The sequence below is a fragment of the Paenibacillus sp. SEL3 genome, assembly GCF_054602585.1.
This window is the reverse complement of record NZ_CM137725.1, coordinates 6,097,608-6,117,227: the sequence shown is the minus strand read 5'-3', so window position 1 is coordinate 6,117,227 and position 19,620 is coordinate 6,097,608. Positions and strand designations below refer to the sequence as shown.

General features: G+C 43.3%; 15 protein-coding genes. 7 read left to right on the top strand and 8 right to left on the bottom strand.

Translation table 11 applies throughout. The annotated features are described in order from the left end of the window. Nucleotides 1-128 precede the first annotated feature (128 nt). Entirely contained in the window at nucleotides 129-596 is a 468-nt protein-coding gene (locus tag ACYCS5_RS27690) for a hypothetical protein (protein ID WP_029515309.1), read from the top strand. 482 nt (nucleotides 597-1,078) lie between these two features. Here the strand turns inward: ACYCS5_RS27690 and ACYCS5_RS27685 are convergent, their stop codons facing one another. Together ACYCS5_RS27685 and ACYCS5_RS27680 are read right to left on the bottom strand one after the other, a co-directional pair. Next, nucleotides 1,079-1,729: an FMN-dependent NADH-azoreductase gene (locus ACYCS5_RS27685; protein WP_165150645.1), complete on the bottom strand. Its 651-nt coding sequence runs from the start codon at nucleotides 1,727-1,729 to the stop codon at nucleotides 1,079-1,081. Between the two features lie 587 nt (nucleotides 1,730-2,316). After that, nucleotides 2,317-4,770: an NB-ARC domain-containing protein gene (locus ACYCS5_RS27680; RefSeq protein WP_340885435.1), complete on the bottom strand. Its 2,454-nt coding sequence runs from the start codon at nucleotides 4,768-4,770 to the stop codon at nucleotides 2,317-2,319. Nucleotides 4,771-4,864: 94 nt separating this feature from the next. On the opposite strand from ACYCS5_RS27680, the gene ACYCS5_RS27675 reads away from it, so the two are divergent. The 6 genes from ACYCS5_RS27675 (at nucleotide 4,865) to ACYCS5_RS27650 (ending at nucleotide 10,853) form a co-directional block, all read left to right on the top strand. Continuing rightward, nucleotides 4,865-5,248 (top strand): tautomerase family protein, encoded by a 384-nt coding sequence (locus ACYCS5_RS27675; RefSeq protein WP_340885432.1) that lies wholly within the window; start codon nucleotides 4,865-4,867, stop codon nucleotides 5,246-5,248. 6 nt (nucleotides 5,249-5,254) lie between these two features. Then, nucleotides 5,255-5,920 carry an FMN-dependent NADH-azoreductase gene (locus ACYCS5_RS27670; RefSeq protein ID WP_459761345.1) on the top strand — a complete coding sequence of 222 codons (666 nt, stop codon included), beginning with the start codon at nucleotides 5,255-5,257 and terminating at the stop codon, nucleotides 5,918-5,920. Nucleotides 5,921-6,031: 111 nt separating this feature from the next. Next, the gene (locus tag ACYCS5_RS27665) at nucleotides 6,032-6,721 is read left to right on the top strand and encodes a metal-dependent hydrolase (protein WP_165150643.1); all 690 of its coding nucleotides are present in this window, start codon (nucleotides 6,032-6,034) and stop codon (nucleotides 6,719-6,721) included. Nucleotides 6,722-6,904: 183 nt separating this feature from the next. Further along, on the top strand, nucleotides 6,905-8,521 hold the full coding sequence (locus ACYCS5_RS27660; RefSeq protein ID WP_029515313.1) for a spore germination protein: 1,617 nt from the start codon (nucleotides 6,905-6,907) through the stop codon (nucleotides 8,519-8,521). A gap of 9 nt (nucleotides 8,522-8,530) precedes the next feature. After that, nucleotides 8,531-9,733 carry a Ger(x)C family spore germination protein gene (locus ACYCS5_RS27655; protein ID WP_029515314.1) on the top strand — a complete coding sequence of 401 codons (1,203 nt, stop codon included), beginning with the start codon at nucleotides 8,531-8,533 and terminating at the stop codon, nucleotides 9,731-9,733. A 28-nt stretch (nucleotides 9,734-9,761) separates the two neighbouring features. Continuing rightward, nucleotides 9,762-10,853 (top strand): GerAB/ArcD/ProY family transporter, encoded by a 1,092-nt coding sequence (locus ACYCS5_RS27650; RefSeq protein WP_029515315.1) that lies wholly within the window; start codon nucleotides 9,762-9,764, stop codon nucleotides 10,851-10,853. Nucleotides 10,854-10,860: 7 nt separating this feature from the next. Here ACYCS5_RS27650 and ACYCS5_RS27645 read toward each other — a convergent pair whose 3' ends face one another. From ACYCS5_RS27645 to ACYCS5_RS27620, 6 genes are all read right to left on the bottom strand, one after another. Beyond that, entirely contained in the window at nucleotides 10,861-12,498 is a 1,638-nt protein-coding gene (locus ACYCS5_RS27645) for a glycoside hydrolase family 13 protein (RefSeq protein WP_029515316.1), read from the bottom strand. Between the two features lie 63 nt (nucleotides 12,499-12,561). Continuing rightward, entirely contained in the window at nucleotides 12,562-13,455 is an 894-nt protein-coding gene (locus ACYCS5_RS27640) for a carbohydrate ABC transporter permease (protein ID WP_029515317.1), read from the bottom strand. Between the two features lie 13 nt (nucleotides 13,456-13,468). Continuing rightward, on the bottom strand, nucleotides 13,469-14,383 hold the full coding sequence (locus ACYCS5_RS27635; protein ID WP_039274897.1) for an ABC transporter permease: 915 nt from the start codon (nucleotides 14,381-14,383) through the stop codon (nucleotides 13,469-13,471). Nucleotides 14,384-14,445: 62 nt separating this feature from the next. Further along, the gene (locus ACYCS5_RS27630; protein ID WP_340885428.1) at nucleotides 14,446-16,182 is read right to left on the bottom strand and encodes a type 2 periplasmic-binding domain-containing protein; all 1,737 of its coding nucleotides are present in this window, start codon (nucleotides 16,180-16,182) and stop codon (nucleotides 14,446-14,448) included. A 323-nt stretch (nucleotides 16,183-16,505) separates the two neighbouring features. Continuing rightward, the gene (locus ACYCS5_RS27625; protein ID WP_459760463.1) at nucleotides 16,506-18,164 is read right to left on the bottom strand and encodes an extracellular solute-binding protein; all 1,659 of its coding nucleotides are present in this window, start codon (nucleotides 18,162-18,164) and stop codon (nucleotides 16,506-16,508) included. A gap of 47 nt (nucleotides 18,165-18,211) precedes the next feature. After that, the gene (locus tag ACYCS5_RS27620) at nucleotides 18,212-19,618 is read right to left on the bottom strand and encodes a response regulator transcription factor (protein ID WP_165150634.1); all 1,407 of its coding nucleotides are present in this window, start codon (nucleotides 19,616-19,618) and stop codon (nucleotides 18,212-18,214) included. Nucleotides 19,619-19,620: the final 2 nt, after the last annotated feature.

Genomic DNA, 19,620 nt, shown 5'->3' with positions numbered 1-19,620 from the left:
TTCCTCGCGAATTTTACGGTCGAGTCCGGTCATGATCTCAGCATAATCCTTGCTTATCCCTGCTGCTAACCAGCTGCGGGTGAATTCATCATCTGATATTGATTAGTCAAATTGAGAAAGGAAATGCGATGCCCTCTTTTGAGATCATTAGCAAGCTTGCGGAGCGATTAAATTGCTCTATTACTTTTCTCTTAGAAGAAGTGGCCTCGGAAACCGTTTCTCCTCCTCCCTCCATTCCTACTCAATTGGTAAGGGCGGAACAATATCTTGAAAGCAATTTGTTAAATGAGTTTCTAAACATAATAAAGAGTATAGAAATCACAGAGGAAGATGCTAATTTAAAAGCCAAGCAACAATTACTTTATGCAAGGTATTACTGGTTATCTAACGATATGGAAAAAGCCTACGAATATATTGAAAATATCATTCAGCATGCGCCTCCTTTTGATTACGATATTAGAGCCAAATCATATGCTTTGCTGCTGACCAAGCTATTTACAGTCGACAAACTACTTTATGTCGATGTTCTTCTCAACCTTGGCATCTTTCACTGCCATTTGGATGAGATTACTTTTGCGTTAAAAGCTATATATTGATATTCAAAACATTGAAGAAGCAGAAAGGATCTGTGATGATTTTTTGCATATAAATATGAACCTGGATTTAAAAGCCCAACTCAATAACAAAAGCAAGCGCACAAAAAAATGAGTGAATTGTATATTCTTATAGCTGAAGCTTATTATCACCAAAAAGATTTTGAGACCGCTTCGTATTACTACAGGCAAGACCTCCCTGCTCAATAACAAAAAACCTCAGGGCTTCTTCCAGATGGATAAGGTCCCTGGGGTTTAACCATTATATTTCCACTTATGGCTCATAGCGCTCCATAATGATGACCGCATTGTGGCCGCCAAAACAAAGGAATTGCCTTAAGTATCAAGGATTGTAATAATGCAACTTATTTGGGTAACGTACATCAGGTGTAACAACAATACATTCCCCCATCATGGTCAAAAAAGAGAAAGAAAAACCAGAAAAAAATCCTGGAATTTTTCCGCTTTTTCTTTAGGCTGTCACATCAAAACGCTTTGGCTGCCAATATGGCTTGCCGGATTGCTGATTCCTTTATGCTCTGCGCTTGGTCCGGCTGCTCACTGATACCTTCAACAAAGATAGCCTGCACATCGTCAATGCCCAGTAAATTCATGATAGCTTTTACATAACTATGGCTGTACTCTACATCTTTGAACTTCCCATGGGAGAGAACCGTGCCGGAAGCCTGAATGTGCATCACTTTTTTGTCCTGCTGCGTCCCAATCAAACCGGACAAACCCCGCAGCCCATTATCGGCTCGCTTAATAGTCTTTCCCGGAACTATAACCGCGTCAATGTACGCTTTCAGAACCGACGGGAAAGAATAATTCCATACCGGATTGACAATGACGATTTTATCCGCAGTCATGAATTGGTCCGCAATCTCGCGCATTCGCACCGCTTTGCCCTTCGATCCCTCGCTCAGTTCATCGAAAGAAAGACCACTTGGTGGCTGCCCCCAGCGTCTTAGAAGATCGGCGTCGATTTGCGGAAGATCCATGCGATACAGGTCCAAATGAATGACCTCATCTCCTGGATTGGCCTCCTGATAGATTTCGATAAACTGTTTGCCGACTGATAAGCTGTATGTACCGTCTTTTAAAGGATGCGCGGTTACGTACAATACAGTTGCCATGATAAATCCACTCCTATGTTATGATTAAAATAATTGAGGATACAATGCTATTAATAGCAATTCTAGCTATGCTGTTCGTGGATATGAAAGAGCTTCCCCTACTCCATGACTTCCACTGTCTGGTAAACATTCAGCAGTGGAACTTTTTCGAGTCCTATTGAAAATCCGCTGAATATTATCATTACTAACTCCCTTCTTAATGTAATCATTATAGTTACAGAAAAAAATGAGTGTCAAGAGGGATCTTGAAATGCAGACACCAATTTTTTGACTTTTATTGGTCGTTCATAAACTGCATACCCCACAGGAAGACCGCTTTTCTCAAAGATGTAAAACAAAAAGAAACCGTCTGGGAAAATGGAAGTGCGACCCACCATTTACGAAAGGAACGGTTTCTTTGTACTATCAACCTTGTTCGTGCTGTCAATGAGGCCGTCCATCGTTTGGACGATCAGATTTTCAGGGAGGCTTTCACACCTAAGTTTCTAAAGAATATGCGAGAATCTGGTCTTTCGTTAGACTCTTTCCTTTGTTCCAAATATCGCGCATTTCCTGTTCAATTAAAACATGTTGAAGATCAAGAAGCACTACATTATATGCTCCACGGGAAAATTCGGAACGGCAGCACCTCCGAAGCTTTCGCGACATTTCTCAGCAGCACTCAGAAGGATGACCGCTTCTGGATAAGCCTTCTTTGCCCATAAAGCTATAGCCAACCCTTCTATTCCGCGAGAGAGAATCCATGTCCCTTTGTAAATTTGGCTGATCGCAATGCTTTTTTTGAAGCATTCAATGGATTGATCGGTCTGCCCAAGTTTCAAGGCAGCATAACCGAGGCATTCGTACGGACCGGATACTTCCCATTTATCCTGAACCGATTCGAAGAAGTACACGCTCTCTTTTAGAAGCATGGATGCTTCATGATACTCCTTTTGTTCCAGCTTTAGCTTTCCGTAAGCATGCAACGAAGCCGCCAAATTCCACATGTCCTTCGTTTTCCTGGCAATATCAACGCTCTCCTTAACGAGAGGCTCGGCATCTTTCAAAAGTAGCTGGTTGATATAAATAAATGCCATGAGACGAAGAGAAGAGGCTAATTGTGCAGAATGATTCAGATCACGGGCCAGCTCAACGCTGCGTGCAGCTGAAACCGGGGCTTCTTCAACGTTTCCTTGAACCAATTGAATGACGCCCCGCCCATGCAATGCTTTGGAAAAATCTCCACCAGGCAGTTCTTTATGAACGGTACTTTCCAGAAAACGGTTAAGCCAAAAAATCCCCTCCTTTAATCTGCCTTCATGAAGCCAGAACCAGTAAAGGTTTGAAACCATATGAAATCCGATTGAGTTGGTATGTGCATCATTCTGATAACACCATTGCATGGCTGAGCGCAGGTTTGCATATTCTTGTCTCACTTCATCAAGGCAGGCATCACGCTCTCGAGTCCTGAACTTGGCCTCGGCACGATTCAAAATTTGGCTGTAATATTGAGCATGACGTTCAAGAAGAACATGTCTGTTACGGCCGTCAGTTTCTTCCCGCATCTTCTCGCCAGCATATTCCTTAATGGCTTCCAGCATGAAATAACGGATGTAGCGGTAGTCATCACTGGTTTCGATTGAGACGAGTGACTTGTTGACCAGTCCGGATAACAGATCAAGCATATCTTCCCGAGCAAGTTTATCATCACGGGTGGGCAATGTGGGTTCGCAGCTACAGATCCGCTCCACTGCCTCCAACGTAAACCCTCCCGAAAATACACTGAGCCTTCTCAGAAGCAGTTGCTCCTTGCCGGTTAGTAGATCGTAGCTCCAATCGATTGTAGATTTCAGCGTTTTTTGCCGAGGCACAGCATTTCGTTTTCCAGCAGTCAATAATGTCAGCAGACTCGCCAGACGTTCTTCCATCTGTTCTAATGTCAACATACTCATTCTGGAAGCCGCAAGCTCAATGGCTAACGGAATCCCTTCTAATTTTTTGCATATGGCACCTACAAGCTGCAAGTTTGCCAGCGTGGGTTGAAGCTTAGGAGCAACCAAAAGCGCACGTTCCATAAACAGTTGCACGGCTTCAAATTCCTTGATTTCTTCTTCGGAAAGCACCTCCAGCGAATACTCCTCACCTGGAAAGGATAACGGGGGAATCCGATAGACGTATTCCCCCGAAATGTTCAAGGCTTCTCGGCTCGTGACCATGATGCTTAGTGTTGGCGCAGCCATCAGGAGTGATTCAGCTAAAGCCGCGCATGCATCAATGATGTGTTCGCAGTTGTCGAAAATAAACATCATTCTTTTCTCGGAGATTACATCTAATATGGTTTGGAGATCAGTTCGATTCCCTTGATTTTGCAGTCCCATAGTGGATAACAGATACTGGCCCAAAAAATGATGATCCTTTACGGCGCCGAATTCGAACATCCAAATACCGTCCGGATACGTTTCAGCAAGCGTTGAAGCGACTCGAACAGCAAGTGATGTTTTCCCTATCCCTCCGGGTCCTACGATTGACACAAGGGAATGGAACTTCAGCTGTTCTTTCAGGTCAGCCATGGATTGGTTTCTTCCTATAAAGAGAGAAGGAGGCTTCGGTAACTGACTTTGCCTTGCAAGTGAAACGGCTTGCGTGGCAACCCGACCTTCCTGCGCGGAACCTTCGAACGAAGCAACGGTTTCAAACCAAGTGACATCAAAATCCGGAAACTCCCGTTTTGTTGCAAAGCGCACTTCCGAAAAGCGTTTTACTGCAAGCCAAAGCTCCTCAGCCTCTTTCCGCTGGGCTCCCTCCAGGAAGAGTCCTTCCTCCAAAAAGACTTGAATCAAACGTTTGAGGCTGCCAACGCTGGGAAGACGATCTCCGTTCTCCCACTGTTGAACGGTTCGTGGATCGACGCCAACTTGCCTTGCCAAGTCAACTTGCCGTGTTCGTTTGGAAAGGTTATGTCTAGCGGGCCTGGAACGAATTTTTTTAATCCAATCATGGGGCCAATCTTTCAAAGATTTTTCGTCTTCCATCTTATCACCTGGCTTCAATAGTTTGAGCATCTCTGACACGAACTAACACGAACTCATGTACATTCGTGTTCTGGATTTTAACAGATAGAATAAAGCATATCAACAAAAAGAGGAGGTAATCTACATGCCTTTAACGCGTATCGTCACGTTGGAAGGACGTTCGAGCGAAGCTAAAGCCCGTATTAAAGAGGCCGTCTCGCAAACGATCGTGGACAAGCTGCAAGTGCCTGAAAATGATCGTTTTTTGATTATCGAGGAACACAACCGAGAGAACTTCAACTTTGATCCAAACTGTCTGGACATTGAAAGAAGCGATGGATTTCTCATCGTTCAAATCATTTTGAATGTCGGCAGATCGTCTGAAGTAAAAAAAGAGTTCTATGCGGCATTTGCTGAACAACTGCATGAGCAGTGCAACATTAGAACCGAGGATGTTTTTATCAATTTAATTGAAGTCACGAAAGACAACTGGTCTTATGGCAACGGCATCGCCCCTTTTATTGTTTAAATCGTAATTTTATATAAGAAGGAGAGAAAATATAATTATGTCGACTTTCTTTATATCACTGCGCATCCTGGTAATCCTGAAGCATCTTACAGCCTTTCCGTTGGCGAGCAATTTGTACAAGCCTATCAAGAAAGTCACCCAGAAGATAAGATTGTGCACGTAGATCTGTATCAACGAGACATTCCGCATATCGATGCAGATGTATTGGAGGCATGGGGCAAGCTTCAAACGGGAGCATCGTTTGATCAATTGACTGCCGCGCATCAAGAAAAAATAACCCAACTGAATCATTTGCTCGAAGAGTTTGTCACTGCGGACAAGTACGTGTTCGTTACACCCATGTGGAACTTTTCTTACCCTCCGGTATTGAAGGCATACATTGATTCCTTTTGCGTCAGAGCCAAAACATTCAAATACACGGAGAATGGCCCCGTTGGACTGCTGCATAACAAAAAAGCATTCCACATTCAAGCTAGCGGCGGCATCTATTCGGAAGGTCCTGTGGCGGAACGCGAGAATGGAAGCCGTCATTTGAAGACGGTTTTGAATTTTGTCGGCGTAACAGACTTTGATAGCCTATTTGTGGAAGGTCTGTCCACGGCGGGAGACCGCGCTCCCCAAATCAAAGCCGAAGCAATTGAAAAAGCGCGCAATGCTGCGAAGAATTTCTAAGAGTATGTTTCGATAGCGATTGGAGATTAGCCAATATCGTGGCAATGGTTTGTTACATCACATTAATCTGAATAAACCCGGCACCGCCGATTTGACCAAGGGGGAAGAAAAATGAAAGTATCTTATCATGGACATTCCGTTGTAAAAATCGAAACCCATGGCACAATTATTCTTATTGATCCTTTTATTACAGGCAACTCCAACACCGATCTGGAAGCAACCGACGTGCAGGCTGATGTAATCCTTCTGACCCATGGCCACGGGGATCATGTTGGAGATACTGTGGAAATTGCAAAACGAAATGACGCGCTGGTAATCGCATCGGCAGAGCTAGCGGATGTTCTCAGTTGGCAAGGTGTACGAACCCACGCCATGAGCATTGGGGGAGCTTATCAATTCGAATTTGGAAAAGTGAAATTAACCCAGGCTTTTCATAGCTCAAGCCTCGTTAATCTGGAGACTAAAACAATCATCTATACGGGAATGCCTACAGGGATTCTGTTCACAGCAGAGGGCAGAACGATTTACCACGCAGGAGACACAGGTTTGTTCTACGATATGAAGGTGATTGGAGAACTCAGCAATATCGATTTGGCATTTCTGCCGATCGGAGACAACCATACTATGGGTCCAGAAGATGCTGCGCTGGCAACTGAATGGCTTCAAGCGAAACAAGTTGTGCCGATCCATTTCAATACGTTCCCTCATATCAAACAAGACCCTCACTACTTCGCCTCGCTTCTAAAGGAAGGGGTAGGGAAAGTGTTGGAACCGGGAGAAGGGCTCGAGTTGATTCCCTGACCTGCTAGTTGAATTTAGTTATTTCCAAAAAATCAAAAGCGGGCGCTCTCCTCTGTTGGACGGCGCTCGCTTTTGATTTTTTAGATTTTAATGGTTAACTTTGGAATCAACTGCTCTTAAGAAGTATATTTTAGGTCTTAGAGGATAAAATATGCTTTATCAATAAAGCAAGGGGGTTAACTTGTGTTGTTAGGTTGGTTTAGAAACGTTCTGAGACCTGAAAGAAGGCGTAGACAAGATAGTGAAAAGTCCAATCAGCAAACAACTGACCCCATTAATCCGTCATTGCCCCAAACTCTGTCTTTACTCAAATCGAAACTCGGACAAGGTCCTGATTTTATCATTCGTAATTTTTCCGAAAATCCTGCCCATGCCGGTCATCTCGCAGTATGTTATATCGAGGGATTAATTGATCAAAACTTACTTTCCGATTTAATGGAAGGTTTAATTACAGAAAAACTCTCTGAATCTTCCTCTAAGCTTGGTGAAAATAGCACGGTCTCTCTATTAAAGAAGACAATTCCAGCAGGAAATATTCAAATGATACATTCGCAAAATGAGGTATATCAAGCCATTCTCTCCGGGAATGCTGTCATTGTCATCAACGGAAACAACTATGCTTTGGCAGTTTCCATCGCAGGCGGAGTAAGACGGGCTATTCAGGAACCCAGTACTCAGACCGTAGTACGGGGTCCTAAAGAAGGATTTACAGAGGATGTCTCAACTAACATTACACTGATCAGAAGAAAATTGCGGACACCTGACCTTAAATTTGAAAGTCACGTTATTGGACGATATACACAAACTAAAGTCATATTAGCTTACATTGAAAATGTCGCTAATCCAGAAGTAATACGGGAAATTACAAAACGGCTTCAATCCATTGATACAGACAGCATACTTGAAAGTGGCTATATCGAAGAATTCATACAGGATGAACCACTTAGTCTCTTTCCCACCATGCTAAACTCAGAGCGTCCGGATACTGTCGCAGGTAGCCTTTTAGACGGACAAGTAGCTGTTCTGGTTGATGGGACGCCATTCGCTCTGATTGCACCTGTAACTTTCTTCAATTTCTTTCAAACGGCCGAAGACTACTACCAGAGATATGACATTTCAACTTTTTTAAGGGCTCTTCGTGTGGTATCTTTTCTAGTCTCATTGTTGCTTCCCTCTCTATTTATAGCCTTGACGACTTTCCAACAGGAAATGATCCCCACCACGCTGTTAATTACGCTGATGGCTCAACGGGAAGGAACTCCTTTTCCTGCATTAATTGAAGCATTAATGATGGAATTGATGTTTGAAGTGATTCGTGAAGCAGGTGTGCGAATGCCACGGGTCATCGGACCAGCCGTTTCCATTGTAGGAGCTCTGGTTATCGGGCAGGCAGCGGTGCAAGCCGGACTGGTCTCAGGTGCAATGGTTATCGTTGTTGCCTTCACTGCTATATCGAACTTTGTCATCCCGTATTTTGGTATGGCTTCAGCAGTCAGGTTGTTGCGTTTTGCACTTATGCTACTGGCGGGGGCTCTGGGCTTATTCGGTATTCTGATAGGAATTATCCCCCTTCTTGTTCATCTTGTATCTCTCAAATCATTCGGAGTTGATTATTTTGTGCCCTACAGCCCCACCTTTAAATCTAATATGAAGGACCTTATCATCAGAGCTCCGTGGTGGGCTATGAAAACCAGACCTAGCGAAAAATCAGGCCATAACCAGACAAGACAGGCAGCTCACCAATACCCTGCTAGTTCGGATGAAATCAAAAATAATGACAAGTCTGATACCCAAAAATAGGAGAGATCAATGGTGCGGCAATTAAGAGTTAGTTATGTTCTGTTTATTGCAGGGTTATTACTTACAGGGTGCGTAGATCGTACAGAATTGAACGAATTAGCCATCACAACAGCAACTGGAATTGATGGCCATAAGGGCGACTGGATCAATACCTATCAAATCATAATTCCATCAGCTATGACGACTGGATCAGGTGGTTCTTCCACCGGGGCATCGCAAAGCGCTGTACATACCTTTTCTACACATGGAAAAACATTGAGAGAAACCGTTACGAAGAGTAGCCTGGAATACCCGCGTAAACTATATTTTGCCCAAAATAATATACTCGTTATTGGAAAAAAAGCAGCAGAACAAGGCATTGAAGAGATTATTGATATTTACCTCCGCAACCTTGATTCACGAGAAACTGTAAAAGTATTCATTGCCAACGGAGAGGCTCGTGATTTTTTAAAAAAGCTTGTACCACCAGAGAAAATTCCTGGTCAAGCTTTAGAAAAGATTATAGAAAGAGATAGCAAATTAGGATCAATCTACCCCGCAATATCCATGTATGAATTTATTTCGAAAATTAGCTCCGATAGTGGCGCAGCCGGAGTTCCAGAAATATCTCTTGAGGGTTCAGAGCCGGAGAAACTAAACTCTGTTGATGTTTTCAAGGAAACCTCCGCCAAAAGTAAACTCAAGTTATCGGGTTTAAGCATTTTTCAGAAAGACAAGAGAGTCGGCTTCCTAAATGAAAAGGAAAGTATGGGGGTTTCATGGTTAAACAACCAGATTAAAAACACTACTGTAAACTATGTGGATGGAAATGTTACGTCCGCTTTCCTCATCCGGAAAGCCAAGATTAAGGCTACGCCAATCAAGAATTTAAATCATTATTACCTAAACGTTGACGTTAAAGCTACCGGTGATCTTCTGTCAGCCTCTTCCCAAAGAGAAATGAAAAATATGCAAAGTACACATCAATTGCAGATGCAAGCAGCAGAAACGATCAAATCGCAAATTCAGGAAGGCTGGAAAGCCTTACAGCAAAAGAATATCGACCTTATCGGTATTGGAAATAAAATTCATCACAAGTATCCAAAAGACTGGAAAAAAATAAAAGAGACGTGGCCTGGAGAGTTAGCAAACATGGATATAAAAATAGATGTAAAAATGAAGCTTGCACGTCCAGGATTATTCGAAAAATCTTTTAACGAACTGTTGAAATGAGATAAACAGGGAGAGGTGAATTGAAGCCATGCGTCAAAATAAAATCCGAGTATCCGAGTTGATCATTTGTATGTCTTTATTTGAAGTTGGAAGTACAACTTTGTTTTTAATGGGGGCTGAAGCAAATCAAGATGCTTGGTTAGTCATGTTGATAGGAGCTTTAGCAGGACTACTTCTGCTAAAGCTCCATCTTGTTATTCACTATCAAGATCCTGAATTAGATTTGTTCATGTTGTTTCGCCGTTACACTGGGAAATATGTGGGCACACTCATCAATTTACTTTTTGTGATGTATTTTACATATGAAGCTTCTCGGAACATACGCGATTTAGGCGAGGTGACAGTAATGACTTTGCTCCGCCAAACCCCTTTGTGGATCATCATCTTGATCACAATCGTGGTTGTATCCAACACGGTTCGTTACGGCTACAAAGCATTTTTCTTATTTTGCTTGTTCCTTTTCCCTTTTTTTGTACTTGGATACGCCATAATTAGTATATTAATTCCGGCAACTGGTCTCTTTCACTTGGAAAATTCCCTTCCAGTTTTAGAGGAAGGATGGAAACCCATATTTAAAGCCGCTATTCCTGAGCTTATCTCCTTTCCATTCGGACAAACTGTGTTATTTCTTGTATTTTATCCGCTTGTACATAAAGGCCGGAATCTCACAAAACCCGTTTTCTTTGCCTATATAATGACCGCACTTGCTCTAACATTTGTTAATCAATTGGATATTTTTGTTCTCGGACCCAAGATCGCCGCCAATAGCACACTTCCTCTTTTGGAAACCGTTCAGTTGATTGAATTAGCAGATCTGTTCGAACGAATGGATGCCCTTTTCACCTTGCTTCTTTTTCTTGGCTTGATCATCAAAATGTGTTTATTTTTTAACGGTGCAGTGATAGGACTTGAAAAAATAACCGGAGTCGGATTTAAAAAATGGATTCTTCCCCTTGCTGCACTTATTTACGGGCTTTCTTTTCTGTCGCCTAACTATACTCATCACATGGTAATCGGTCGAAAATTTGTTCTTAATTCCTGGTTTCCTATTTTTCAAATTCTTCTCCCTTTGTTACTATTTGTGGTTATTGTCATCAAAAAAAGAAATCTAAAAAGCTGAGACCTTTTCATTTATGGAGTGTATCGATAAGGTACATTCTCGCTTCATAAGGGCGCATTTCTATTTCAAACATGTTACTTGGATAATTGGATATTAGCAGCTGCTTAGTCTCTGCCAGCTCTTTCTGAAGTGGGAGATGGGTTGTGTATTTTTGAAAATTACATACTACAAGTAGTTTGGCTCCTTTCAGCGTTCGAGTGTACGCGAACAAATCTTTATTCTTGGGATATATCAGCTCATAATCCCCATATATGATCACTTCATGATCTTTCCTTAATCGGATTAGTTTCCGATAATAATGGAATATGGATTCAGGGTTATTTAAACTTTCTTGTGCATGGATGTCCTTATAATTCGGGTTTACTTTAATCCAAGGATTCCCTAATGTAAAACCAGCGTTGTTGGAAGCGTCCCACTGCATTGGTGTTCGAGCGTTATCACGACCCTTTGCAAAGACTGACTCCATAACTTTGTCTTCAGGGTATCCTTTCTCAATTCTATCTTTGTAGAAATTTAGTAACTCAATATCCCGATAGTCTTCAATTGGATATTGAACATTCGTCATTCCTAATTCTTCCCCCTGATAAATGTATGGTGTGCCTCGCATGCCATGAAGAAGGGTTGCCAACATTTTAGCCGATTCTATCCTGTATTCTCCGTCATCTCCCCAACGAGAAACGATTCGGGGTAAGTCGTGATTATTCCAAAACAAACTGTTCCAGGCATCCCCCTTCAGCTCTGTCTGCCATTTAGACAACACTTTTTTTAATTCTAGAAAATCTAGAGGCTTAAGATCCCACTTCCCTTTCCCCGCTTGTTCGTCCAAACTAATATGTTCAAATTGAAATACCATTGAGAACTCACTGCCGTCCGGGTTGCTATACAATTTGGCGATCTCTGGCGTAGCGCCCCATGTTTCTCCAACCGTCAGCAGGTCTCCAGCTTTTTGAAACGTCTCCTTGCTGAGTTCCCTGATATACTTATGCAGATTCGGCCCGTTGCTGGTAATTTTCAAATCTGGCTCTTTTCCGATTAAGTCAATTACGTCAAGTCGAAAACCGCCTACACCCTTGCTTATCCACCAATTGATCATTTCGTAAATCTCTTGTCGGACTTTTGGGTTTTCCCAGTTGAGATCCGGCTGTTTTACAGAAAAAAGATGTAAATAGTATTGTCCTATCTCGGGTACCCATTCCCATGCTGAACCACCAAAGATGGAACCCAAATCGTTTGGTGGCATTCCTTCAACGCCATCTCTCCAGACATAGTAGTCATGGTACGGATTTTCTTTACTTTTTTTTGCTTCTTGAAACCATGGATGCTCATCGGAAGTATGGTTTAACACCAAATCCATTATGATTCGAATGTCACGTTTCCCAGCCTCATGAATTAACATCCCCATATCATCCAAAGACCCGAACATCGGATCAATATCCCGATAGTCCGAAATATCATAACCAAAATCATCCTGAGGGGATTTACAAACTGGTGATAGCCAAATTGCACCGACACCGAGTTGCTGCAAATAGTCTAGACGGGAAACAATTCCTTTCAAATCGCCGATTCCATCACCATTACTATCTTGAAAACTCCGTGGATATATCTGGTATACAACGATTTCTTTCCACCAATTTTTATTTTCCATTGTTCATTACAACCCTTCCAATCACAAATAGTATTTTTATCTTAATCAAGTCACATCATACAATTACTCTTTTACCGATCCTACAACAATTCCAGTCACAAAATATTTTTGAAGCAGCGGATAAATGAGCAGTAGCGGGATGACAGCGACTACGATTTTTGCCGCATTTAGATTTTTGTTTGAAATTTCAGTCAGGTTGCTGAGTTGTGCTGAGTTGGTGCCGGATTGAAGAAGTTCGGCAATATTCACGTTAAGGGACTGAATATAAGTCATTAGCGGATAATTGCTGACTTGGGTCATATAGATCAAACCGCTAAAGAAATCATTCCACGTTCCCACGATACTGAATAGTGCTACCGTCGCCAGCGCAGGGATGGACACGGGAACATACACTTTGAACAGGACCTGGAGCGGATTCGCCCCATCGATGAATGCTGCTTCTTCTAGCGCCTTAGGTACAGCAGAGAAGAAGTTCATGACAAGGATGACACTGAATATAGGGACAGCTCCCGGTAGAACAAGCGACCAAATTGTATTAAGCATATCGAGGTTTTTGATCAGTAGATAACTCGGGATCATCCCGCCGCTGAACAGCATGGCAAAAATCATGACATTCATATAAATGTTTCTACCCCTAAATTCCCTTTTCGACTTGGAGAGCGGGTATGCCATTAAAATAATAAGAATCATGTTGAGAATAAGTGTGAGCACAACACGTAGAACAGATATGCCAAAGGAACGCCAGAACTGAGCATCATCGATAATTTTCGTATACGCTGCTGTTGTAAAATTGACCGGTACGAGACCTACAGCATTAGCTGACACGGCCTCGCTGCTGCTGAATGAAATCGCAACGATATTCCATAACGGAAGAAGGCAGATCAATGCCAGAAATATGACGATGGCATTGATGACAAACCGGCCAATTCGATCTTTTAGGCTTACAGAATATGACATAGGCTTTGCCTCCTTAGAATATTTTTCGGTCGGTGTATTTCTTGGCCAAATGGTTGGCGGACAATAGCAAAACAATACCGATCACTGACTTGAACAGGCCAACAGCCGTACCGAAGCTATACTGTCGCCCAACGAGTCCAATCCGATATACATAAGTATCCAGAATATCTCCCGACTCATAGACAACCGGATTATACAGATTATAAATTTGATCGAAGCCGGCACTCAAAATATTGGTCAGACTCATCACTCCCATGAGCAGGATAATAGGCAGCATACCTGGCAATGTAATATGCCATACTTTTCTCCACCAGCTGGCTCCATCCATTCCTGCCGCTTCATACAGACCCGGATCAATCGAAGTAATTGCAGCCAAATAGACGATGGAACTGTAACCGAACTCCTTCCACACGTCTGTCCCAATAATCAGCGGCTGGAACCAGGTGTTGCTGCCGAGAAAATTAATATTCTCCAGACCGAAAAAAGCCAAAATTTGATTCACAATTCCATCCAAACTGAACATGTTAACAACCACGGATGCTAGAACTACCCAGGATAAAAAGTGTGGCAAATAAACAATTGTCTGTACGGATTTTTTAACGAATTTGATGCGGATCTCATTTAACAAGATGGAAAAAATGATAGCCATCATTGTTCCCAATAGAATCTTGGCAATGGCAATCACCAACGTATTACTAAAAACCTGTGCGATGTCCGGCAGCTTAAACATATAAATAAAATGCTTCAGCCCTACAAATTTGGAGCCAAACATCCCCTTGGCTGGTATATAATCCTGAAACGCCGTAATGACACCGACCATCGGAACATAGCTGAATACCAGTAAAAATAAAATCCCCGGAAGCATCATCAAATGATACATGGCACCCGTGCCCAACCGACCTTTTGCTCTCTCATTTCCCTGTTTCATGGATGGACCCCTTTCCTGAAGAAAGGCTGCTTATCGCAGCCCTTCTAGCAGTTCATGATTGTTTATTTTTCGGATGCAGCCTCGTCTTCAATTTCCTGAATTACCTGGTCACCACCTTGTTTCTTCCAATTGCTAACGAAAGTATCGAAGTAATCCAGAGATTCTGCACCAGTCACGATTTTGATGAAAGATTCCTGCTCCATCTTAGTCAGATTAGCCCATGTCTGTTTCATGCTTGGTGTAGTGCCAGAGAAAGCGGGTGTCATCCAAACGAATTTGTTTTCCCGTGTCAGTTTGTCGATGAGTCCCACTCCGTTGATACGCGAGTGATATTTCGCCCAGGCTGTTACGTTATCCGTATCCATATCGCTCAAGTAGGCTTGAATACTTTTAATATTGTTCTTTGATTCTGTCGTCCGGACCTGATCCAAACTAATCTCCCCTTTAATCCCGCGAACAATGTCAGAGTAATCATCCAGCAGCGAGGTAGCCGAGTTGACTTCAATATTAAAAGGTCTGGTAGAACCGTCTACGCCGTTCTCTTGATACTTGGCGGCTTCTGGCATAGATGTTTCCACATTTTTATCATTTGCCAATTTATCGTAGAAAAGGTTTACTATTTTAACGGCGAGTTCCGGGTGTTCATATCCTTTTCTCACAACGATAAACTGATTAGCTGGATTGGCGTGTGCCACGTTTACCTTTCCGTCTGCATCCTCCAAAGTGTAAGCCGTGAATTTCGCATTCTTATCCATCTGCTTCACGCTGCTCAGACCCCAGTCAGGAATATGCCATGGTCCAAAAGCAATACCGCTTTGGCCGTTGGTGTACAGTGCCGTAATATCATCAAATGTGCGTGTTCCAAATTGCGGGTCGATGAGGCCTCTCTTGAACCAATCTGCCATGACGCCTAACATCTGCTTGGTTTCCTTAGTTGTCGAGCCATAAACAATGCTGCCGTCCTTCCCCTTCAACCAGTATTGAGGGAATGCACCCTTGGTGGAGGCAACTCCGAGCATGGTATAGGCAGAACCATTATAGTCACTTGTATTCAGGGTGTTCACAAAGGGAATACCTACCGGTTTCCCGGATTGTCCAGGATCTCTTTTCAAGAATTCCTCGGCCGTTTTCTCCACATCATCCAGTTTGATGGCCCCGTCTCCGTCTGCGTCAAGTTGGATTCCCAGTAGATCCAGCCAATCCTGACGAACCCAGACCATGGTTGGCGCGGAATCTAGGGAAGTAGCCGGAAGTCCCATTAAACGTCCATCTATCGTCGCACTGTCCAATGCACGGCCCTCATAAGAGTCGTATATGTTCTTGATGTTATCTGTGGCATACTGCTTGTAAATTTCCGTCATATCTTCAATCAGATCATTATCAACCAGTTCTTTGAGTTCATCCTTGGAATCAACACGCATCATGTCAGGCAGTTCTCCAGAGGCGATGGCGAGAGAAACCTGACGGCTGTAATCTTCTCCGTTGGCTTCAAATTGGTCTTTAATCTTAGCGTTAAACTTTTCTTTGACCAGCCGAGTATACGCGTTGTTCTCATACGTATCTCCAGCCGGCAGTTTCGGGTTGGCTGTAGTCACACGCCCCATCGTTACGGTTATTTCGTCTTTATAGGCACTGAATGGGTCTCCCGGTGTTGCCTCATACTTGCCCGCTTCCTCCGCAGTGGGAGGGTTGGAGGAGCCCCCACAGGCTGCAAGGGTTGAAATCACCAGGGCAGACATCGACAGCGCAGCCAGACGTCTCGTCAACAATTTGCTTTTTATGAACCATTTAGTTCTCATCACATTCGATTCCCCTTCGTTCTGAATATTTCTCTATCATTGTTGTTTGCGCTTTCATTATAAAGCTCGGAGAAGACAAATCGAGATAGGGATTGAACGTCTGTTTGGATAGAGAAATGTATGCGGTTTCATTCGGGATCAAAAAGCCAAAGTTGGCTTGTAAGCATTTATCCTACCTACCGACATACATTTGTCTATCCTTACTTACTAATCAAAGTGAAGAACAAAAAAACCGGCAGCTCCTGAAACAGGAATCGTCGGCTTGATTAATGGAATTATAAAAGTGTCTTATAGAATTTATCGTATCACATTCATGATGGTCTTCAGCGATGGTTATGGAGTGCAGTCACCTCCACAGTCACTTGATCGCCCCCTTGTTTCTTCCATTCCTCGACAAATTGATCAAATGAATCGGTCGGTTCAGCGCCTAAAATAATTTTTAAAAATGTATCATGTTCCAGTTTTGATAGTTCACCCCAAGCCTTCTCCATCGTTGGAGTTCGTATATAGGTAAGGCTTCGAACTTTATGGATGTTTGGATCGAAAAAATTTCTTCCGCCTACTAGAAGCGAATAACCCCGCATAAAGCTGTTGCTGTGTTCATTCCAATAGGAAATACCATATTGATCATAAGGCTTCAATTTGGTTTGTTTTATTGTCGAAACCAAATTTTCCAGCAATTTGTATTCAGACTTGTCCTTGAAATCGGCGGGTGTTTTGGTTCCCATCAGAATATCCTGCGCGGCCTTTGTTTCAAATCGTGCTTCATCTGTCGGAGCTAAGAAATTGCGGCCCAGCATAAAACGCGTACCGTACTTGAACTCATCACGAAGGTACAGATTGTTAATTTTTATGATCGCTTCGGGATGAGCATATCCTTTTCGTACCACCAAGAATGAACTTGACGGATTATCCACCTTCACATGGTATGCACCGTTTGCATCCAGTGGGAGTGCGTATGCTTGCCAGTTCGCCTCCGGCTCGTTCTGCCAAGCGCTCGGAAGGGGCCAGTACCCAGCATAAAAACCTTGAAAGAACATCCCCGCCTGACCGTTAATAACTGTTTCTTCCGCTTCTTTGCGGAGACCCAGTTCTGGATCGAGAAGGCCTTTGGCGTACATTTCACGCAGTTTGACCAAGGCGTCCTTCGTTTCCGGTAGAACCGAACCGTATACAGGTTTTCCATCTTTGCTCAGCCAATATCCCGGAAAAGATCCATATGCTGCGAAGATTGGCGTTAGATCAAAAGAAAAAGCACTGTTGTTGAAATCGTTATACAGTCCAGTGCTTGAAGCAAGGCCAATCGTATCCCGCTTACTGTTTCCATCTGGGTCATTCTCCACAAAGGCCTTGGCGATAGCTTCCAGATCATCTACCGTTTTCGGCGGTTTCAGTCCAAGACGGTCCAGCCAATCCTGTCGAATCCAGATCATGCTGAAGTCTTCCGCTGTCACAGAAGGAACAGCCATTATCTTGCCAGCGAAGGTCACTTGTTCCATAGCCAATCCGTTTGTGCTATCAATAATTTTTTTTATTTCCGGTGATGCGCTGCTATTGTATGCCTCGGTTAGATCTTCAATTTCACCAGCCTTGATCATCTCGTTCAGCTGCAGCTGATTTACAATCATGGCATCCGGCAGATCATTGCTGGCGATAGCCAGGTCGATTTTCTGACTCAGATTTTCCTTCGATACCTGCCATAATACCTGGACATCAATGTTAAGGTTTTGTTTAATCACCGTTTTCCATATATTCTTCTCAAGTGTTTCTCCTCCAGAGAGATCCGCGCCTGTTGGGTCTACCGCATATCCCAGTCGGATGGAAACGGGATGTTCATATTTCCCAAATGGATCGGCAGCGGCAGTGTCCGAGATTGTTTTCGTTGGTCCCATTGGCGATTCCCGGAAGTATGGTTTGCTGAAATATACGGTCACTGCAATTAAGCTGACGACAAGAACACATGCAGCCATCTTCTTAATCATCGCTTTCCCCTCTTTCGCCCGGTTTATTGGTCATCTGGGAGAGTACGCTATTTATCCCCTCTGCCGAGGTGTCGATATTCGCTTGGTAGCAGACCTGTCAATTCGCGAAAAATTCGGCTGAAATATTTTTCATCCGTATAACCCACTCGCTCCGCAATCCAGAAAATCGTGTTGTTTGTATTCAATAAATACTCTTTAGACTTCTCTATTCGTATAAATCGGGAGTACTCATTAAAGGTTTTCCCCATCAGATCCTTGAAGCATTGACTGAAATAGCTTCGGCTGATGTTCAGTTGCTGGGACAGACCTGAAGCTGTAAAAGCTTGGTCCAAATCATTGTGCATGATCATAATCGCTTTTTTCACGGCGTCTACAATTTCCTGTGAATACGAAGTCTGTTCATCTGACTTACGAATGCCCTCAGAGGTCTGCTTGATCCACTCTTCTACCTCGTACCAGGATTGAAAAGAATGGATCATTGAGATTCTACCCAGCGTAGTCTGGGCAAAAAGGTGATTCCATTCCATAACTATAGAGTATAGCAATCCCATCAGCTGGCCTTTATGCAGTCTTAGTGATTTGAGCTGTTCAATCAGTTGGTTGTAGTAACTATCGTTGTGGGTCCATGGTGATAGGAACCAACTTTGCTTAATACGATCCATGTCTTCATCCTTCGGTTCTATTGGAAAAGAGTCCTCCACATCCATCGAAACGGCAATGACAGGATCATAAGGGTTGTATGCATAGAATAAGGACGTTTCTGTATAATTCATAATCCAGTTTTGGATTTGCGACCATGTTCGGTCTTGTACATCGGATATAACCAGCAAGGCGCCTTGGGGAACTTGATCCAGGGATTCCTTCAGTTTATGGAACAGCTGATCCTCTACGTCCATGGGTGCCGTCCACATCCAACAGTTCCGTTCAACCTCCCATCGGATCTCGTCTACATTGGATGTCAGTTCAATCGGCCAGCTCTGTCCTGACTTGCGATCCAGTGAAACAAGTGCATACACATGGCGATAATGGACATTGGTCTCACTTAGCAGAGGCAGCTTTCGTCTTGTATTCGCCAGCTCGTCAATCCGAGCATGTATTCGATGCAGCACGTGTTCGAATTGCTCCTTCTCGAGCTGAACTTTGGCTATATAGTCGATGGCTCCAAGTCTGAGCGCTTCCTGGATATAATCGAAATCTTGATGCAGTGTTAATACGACAATATGTAGTTCTGGATAGAGCTGCCTTGCAGCTCGCATCAGTTCAATACCTGACATCACCGGCATCGCGAGATCCGTCAACATCAGATCGACCGGTTGGGCTTTCAGAAAATCCAGTGCTTTCAACCCGTTACTTGCTTCTCCTACAACCTCCATATTGAACTCGTTCCACGGCATCGCAGAGCTTATTCCTTTTCGTACTAATTTATCGTCATCCACTATCAATACCTTAATCATCC

Excerpts from the sequence above, each read along its gene's own strand:
- ACYCS5_RS27665 (WP_165150643.1), top strand. The coding sequence starts at position 6,032 with ATGAAAGTATCTTATCATGGACATTCCGTTGTAAAAATCGAAACCCAT.
- ACYCS5_RS27630 (WP_340885428.1), bottom strand. The coding sequence starts at position 16,182 with ATGAGAACTAAATGGTTCATAAAAAGCAAATTGTTGACGAGACGTCTG.
- ACYCS5_RS27690 (WP_029515309.1), top strand. The coding sequence starts at position 129 with ATGCCCTCTTTTGAGATCATTAGCAAGCTTGCGGAGCGATTAAATTGC.
- ACYCS5_RS27685 (WP_165150645.1), bottom strand. The coding sequence starts at position 1,729 with ATGGCAACTGTATTGTACGTAACCGCGCATCCTTTAAAAGACGGTACA.
- ACYCS5_RS27645 (WP_029515316.1), bottom strand. The coding sequence starts at position 12,498 with ATGGAAAATAAAAATTGGTGGAAAGAAATCGTTGTATACCAGATATAT.
- ACYCS5_RS27655 (WP_029515314.1), top strand. The coding sequence starts at position 8,531 with ATGGTGCGGCAATTAAGAGTTAGTTATGTTCTGTTTATTGCAGGGTTA.
- ACYCS5_RS27640 (WP_029515317.1), bottom strand. The coding sequence starts at position 13,455 with ATGTCATATTCTGTAAGCCTAAAAGATCGAATTGGCCGGTTTGTCATC.
- ACYCS5_RS27650 (WP_029515315.1), top strand. The coding sequence starts at position 9,762 with ATGCGTCAAAATAAAATCCGAGTATCCGAGTTGATCATTTGTATGTCT.
- ACYCS5_RS27675 (WP_340885432.1), top strand. The coding sequence starts at position 4,865 with ATGCCTTTAACGCGTATCGTCACGTTGGAAGGACGTTCGAGCGAAGCT.
- ACYCS5_RS27620 (WP_165150634.1), bottom strand. The coding sequence starts at position 19,618 with ATGATTAAGGTATTGATAGTGGATGACGATAAATTAGTACGAAAAGGA.
- ACYCS5_RS27625 (WP_459760463.1), bottom strand. The coding sequence starts at position 18,164 with ATGATTAAGAAGATGGCTGCATGTGTTCTTGTCGTCAGCTTAATTGCA.
- ACYCS5_RS27680 (WP_340885435.1), bottom strand. The coding sequence starts at position 4,770 with ATGCTCAAACTATTGAAGCCAGGTGATAAGATGGAAGACGAAAAATCT.
- ACYCS5_RS27635 (WP_039274897.1), bottom strand. The coding sequence starts at position 14,383 with ATGAAACAGGGAAATGAGAGAGCAAAAGGTCGGTTGGGCACGGGTGCC.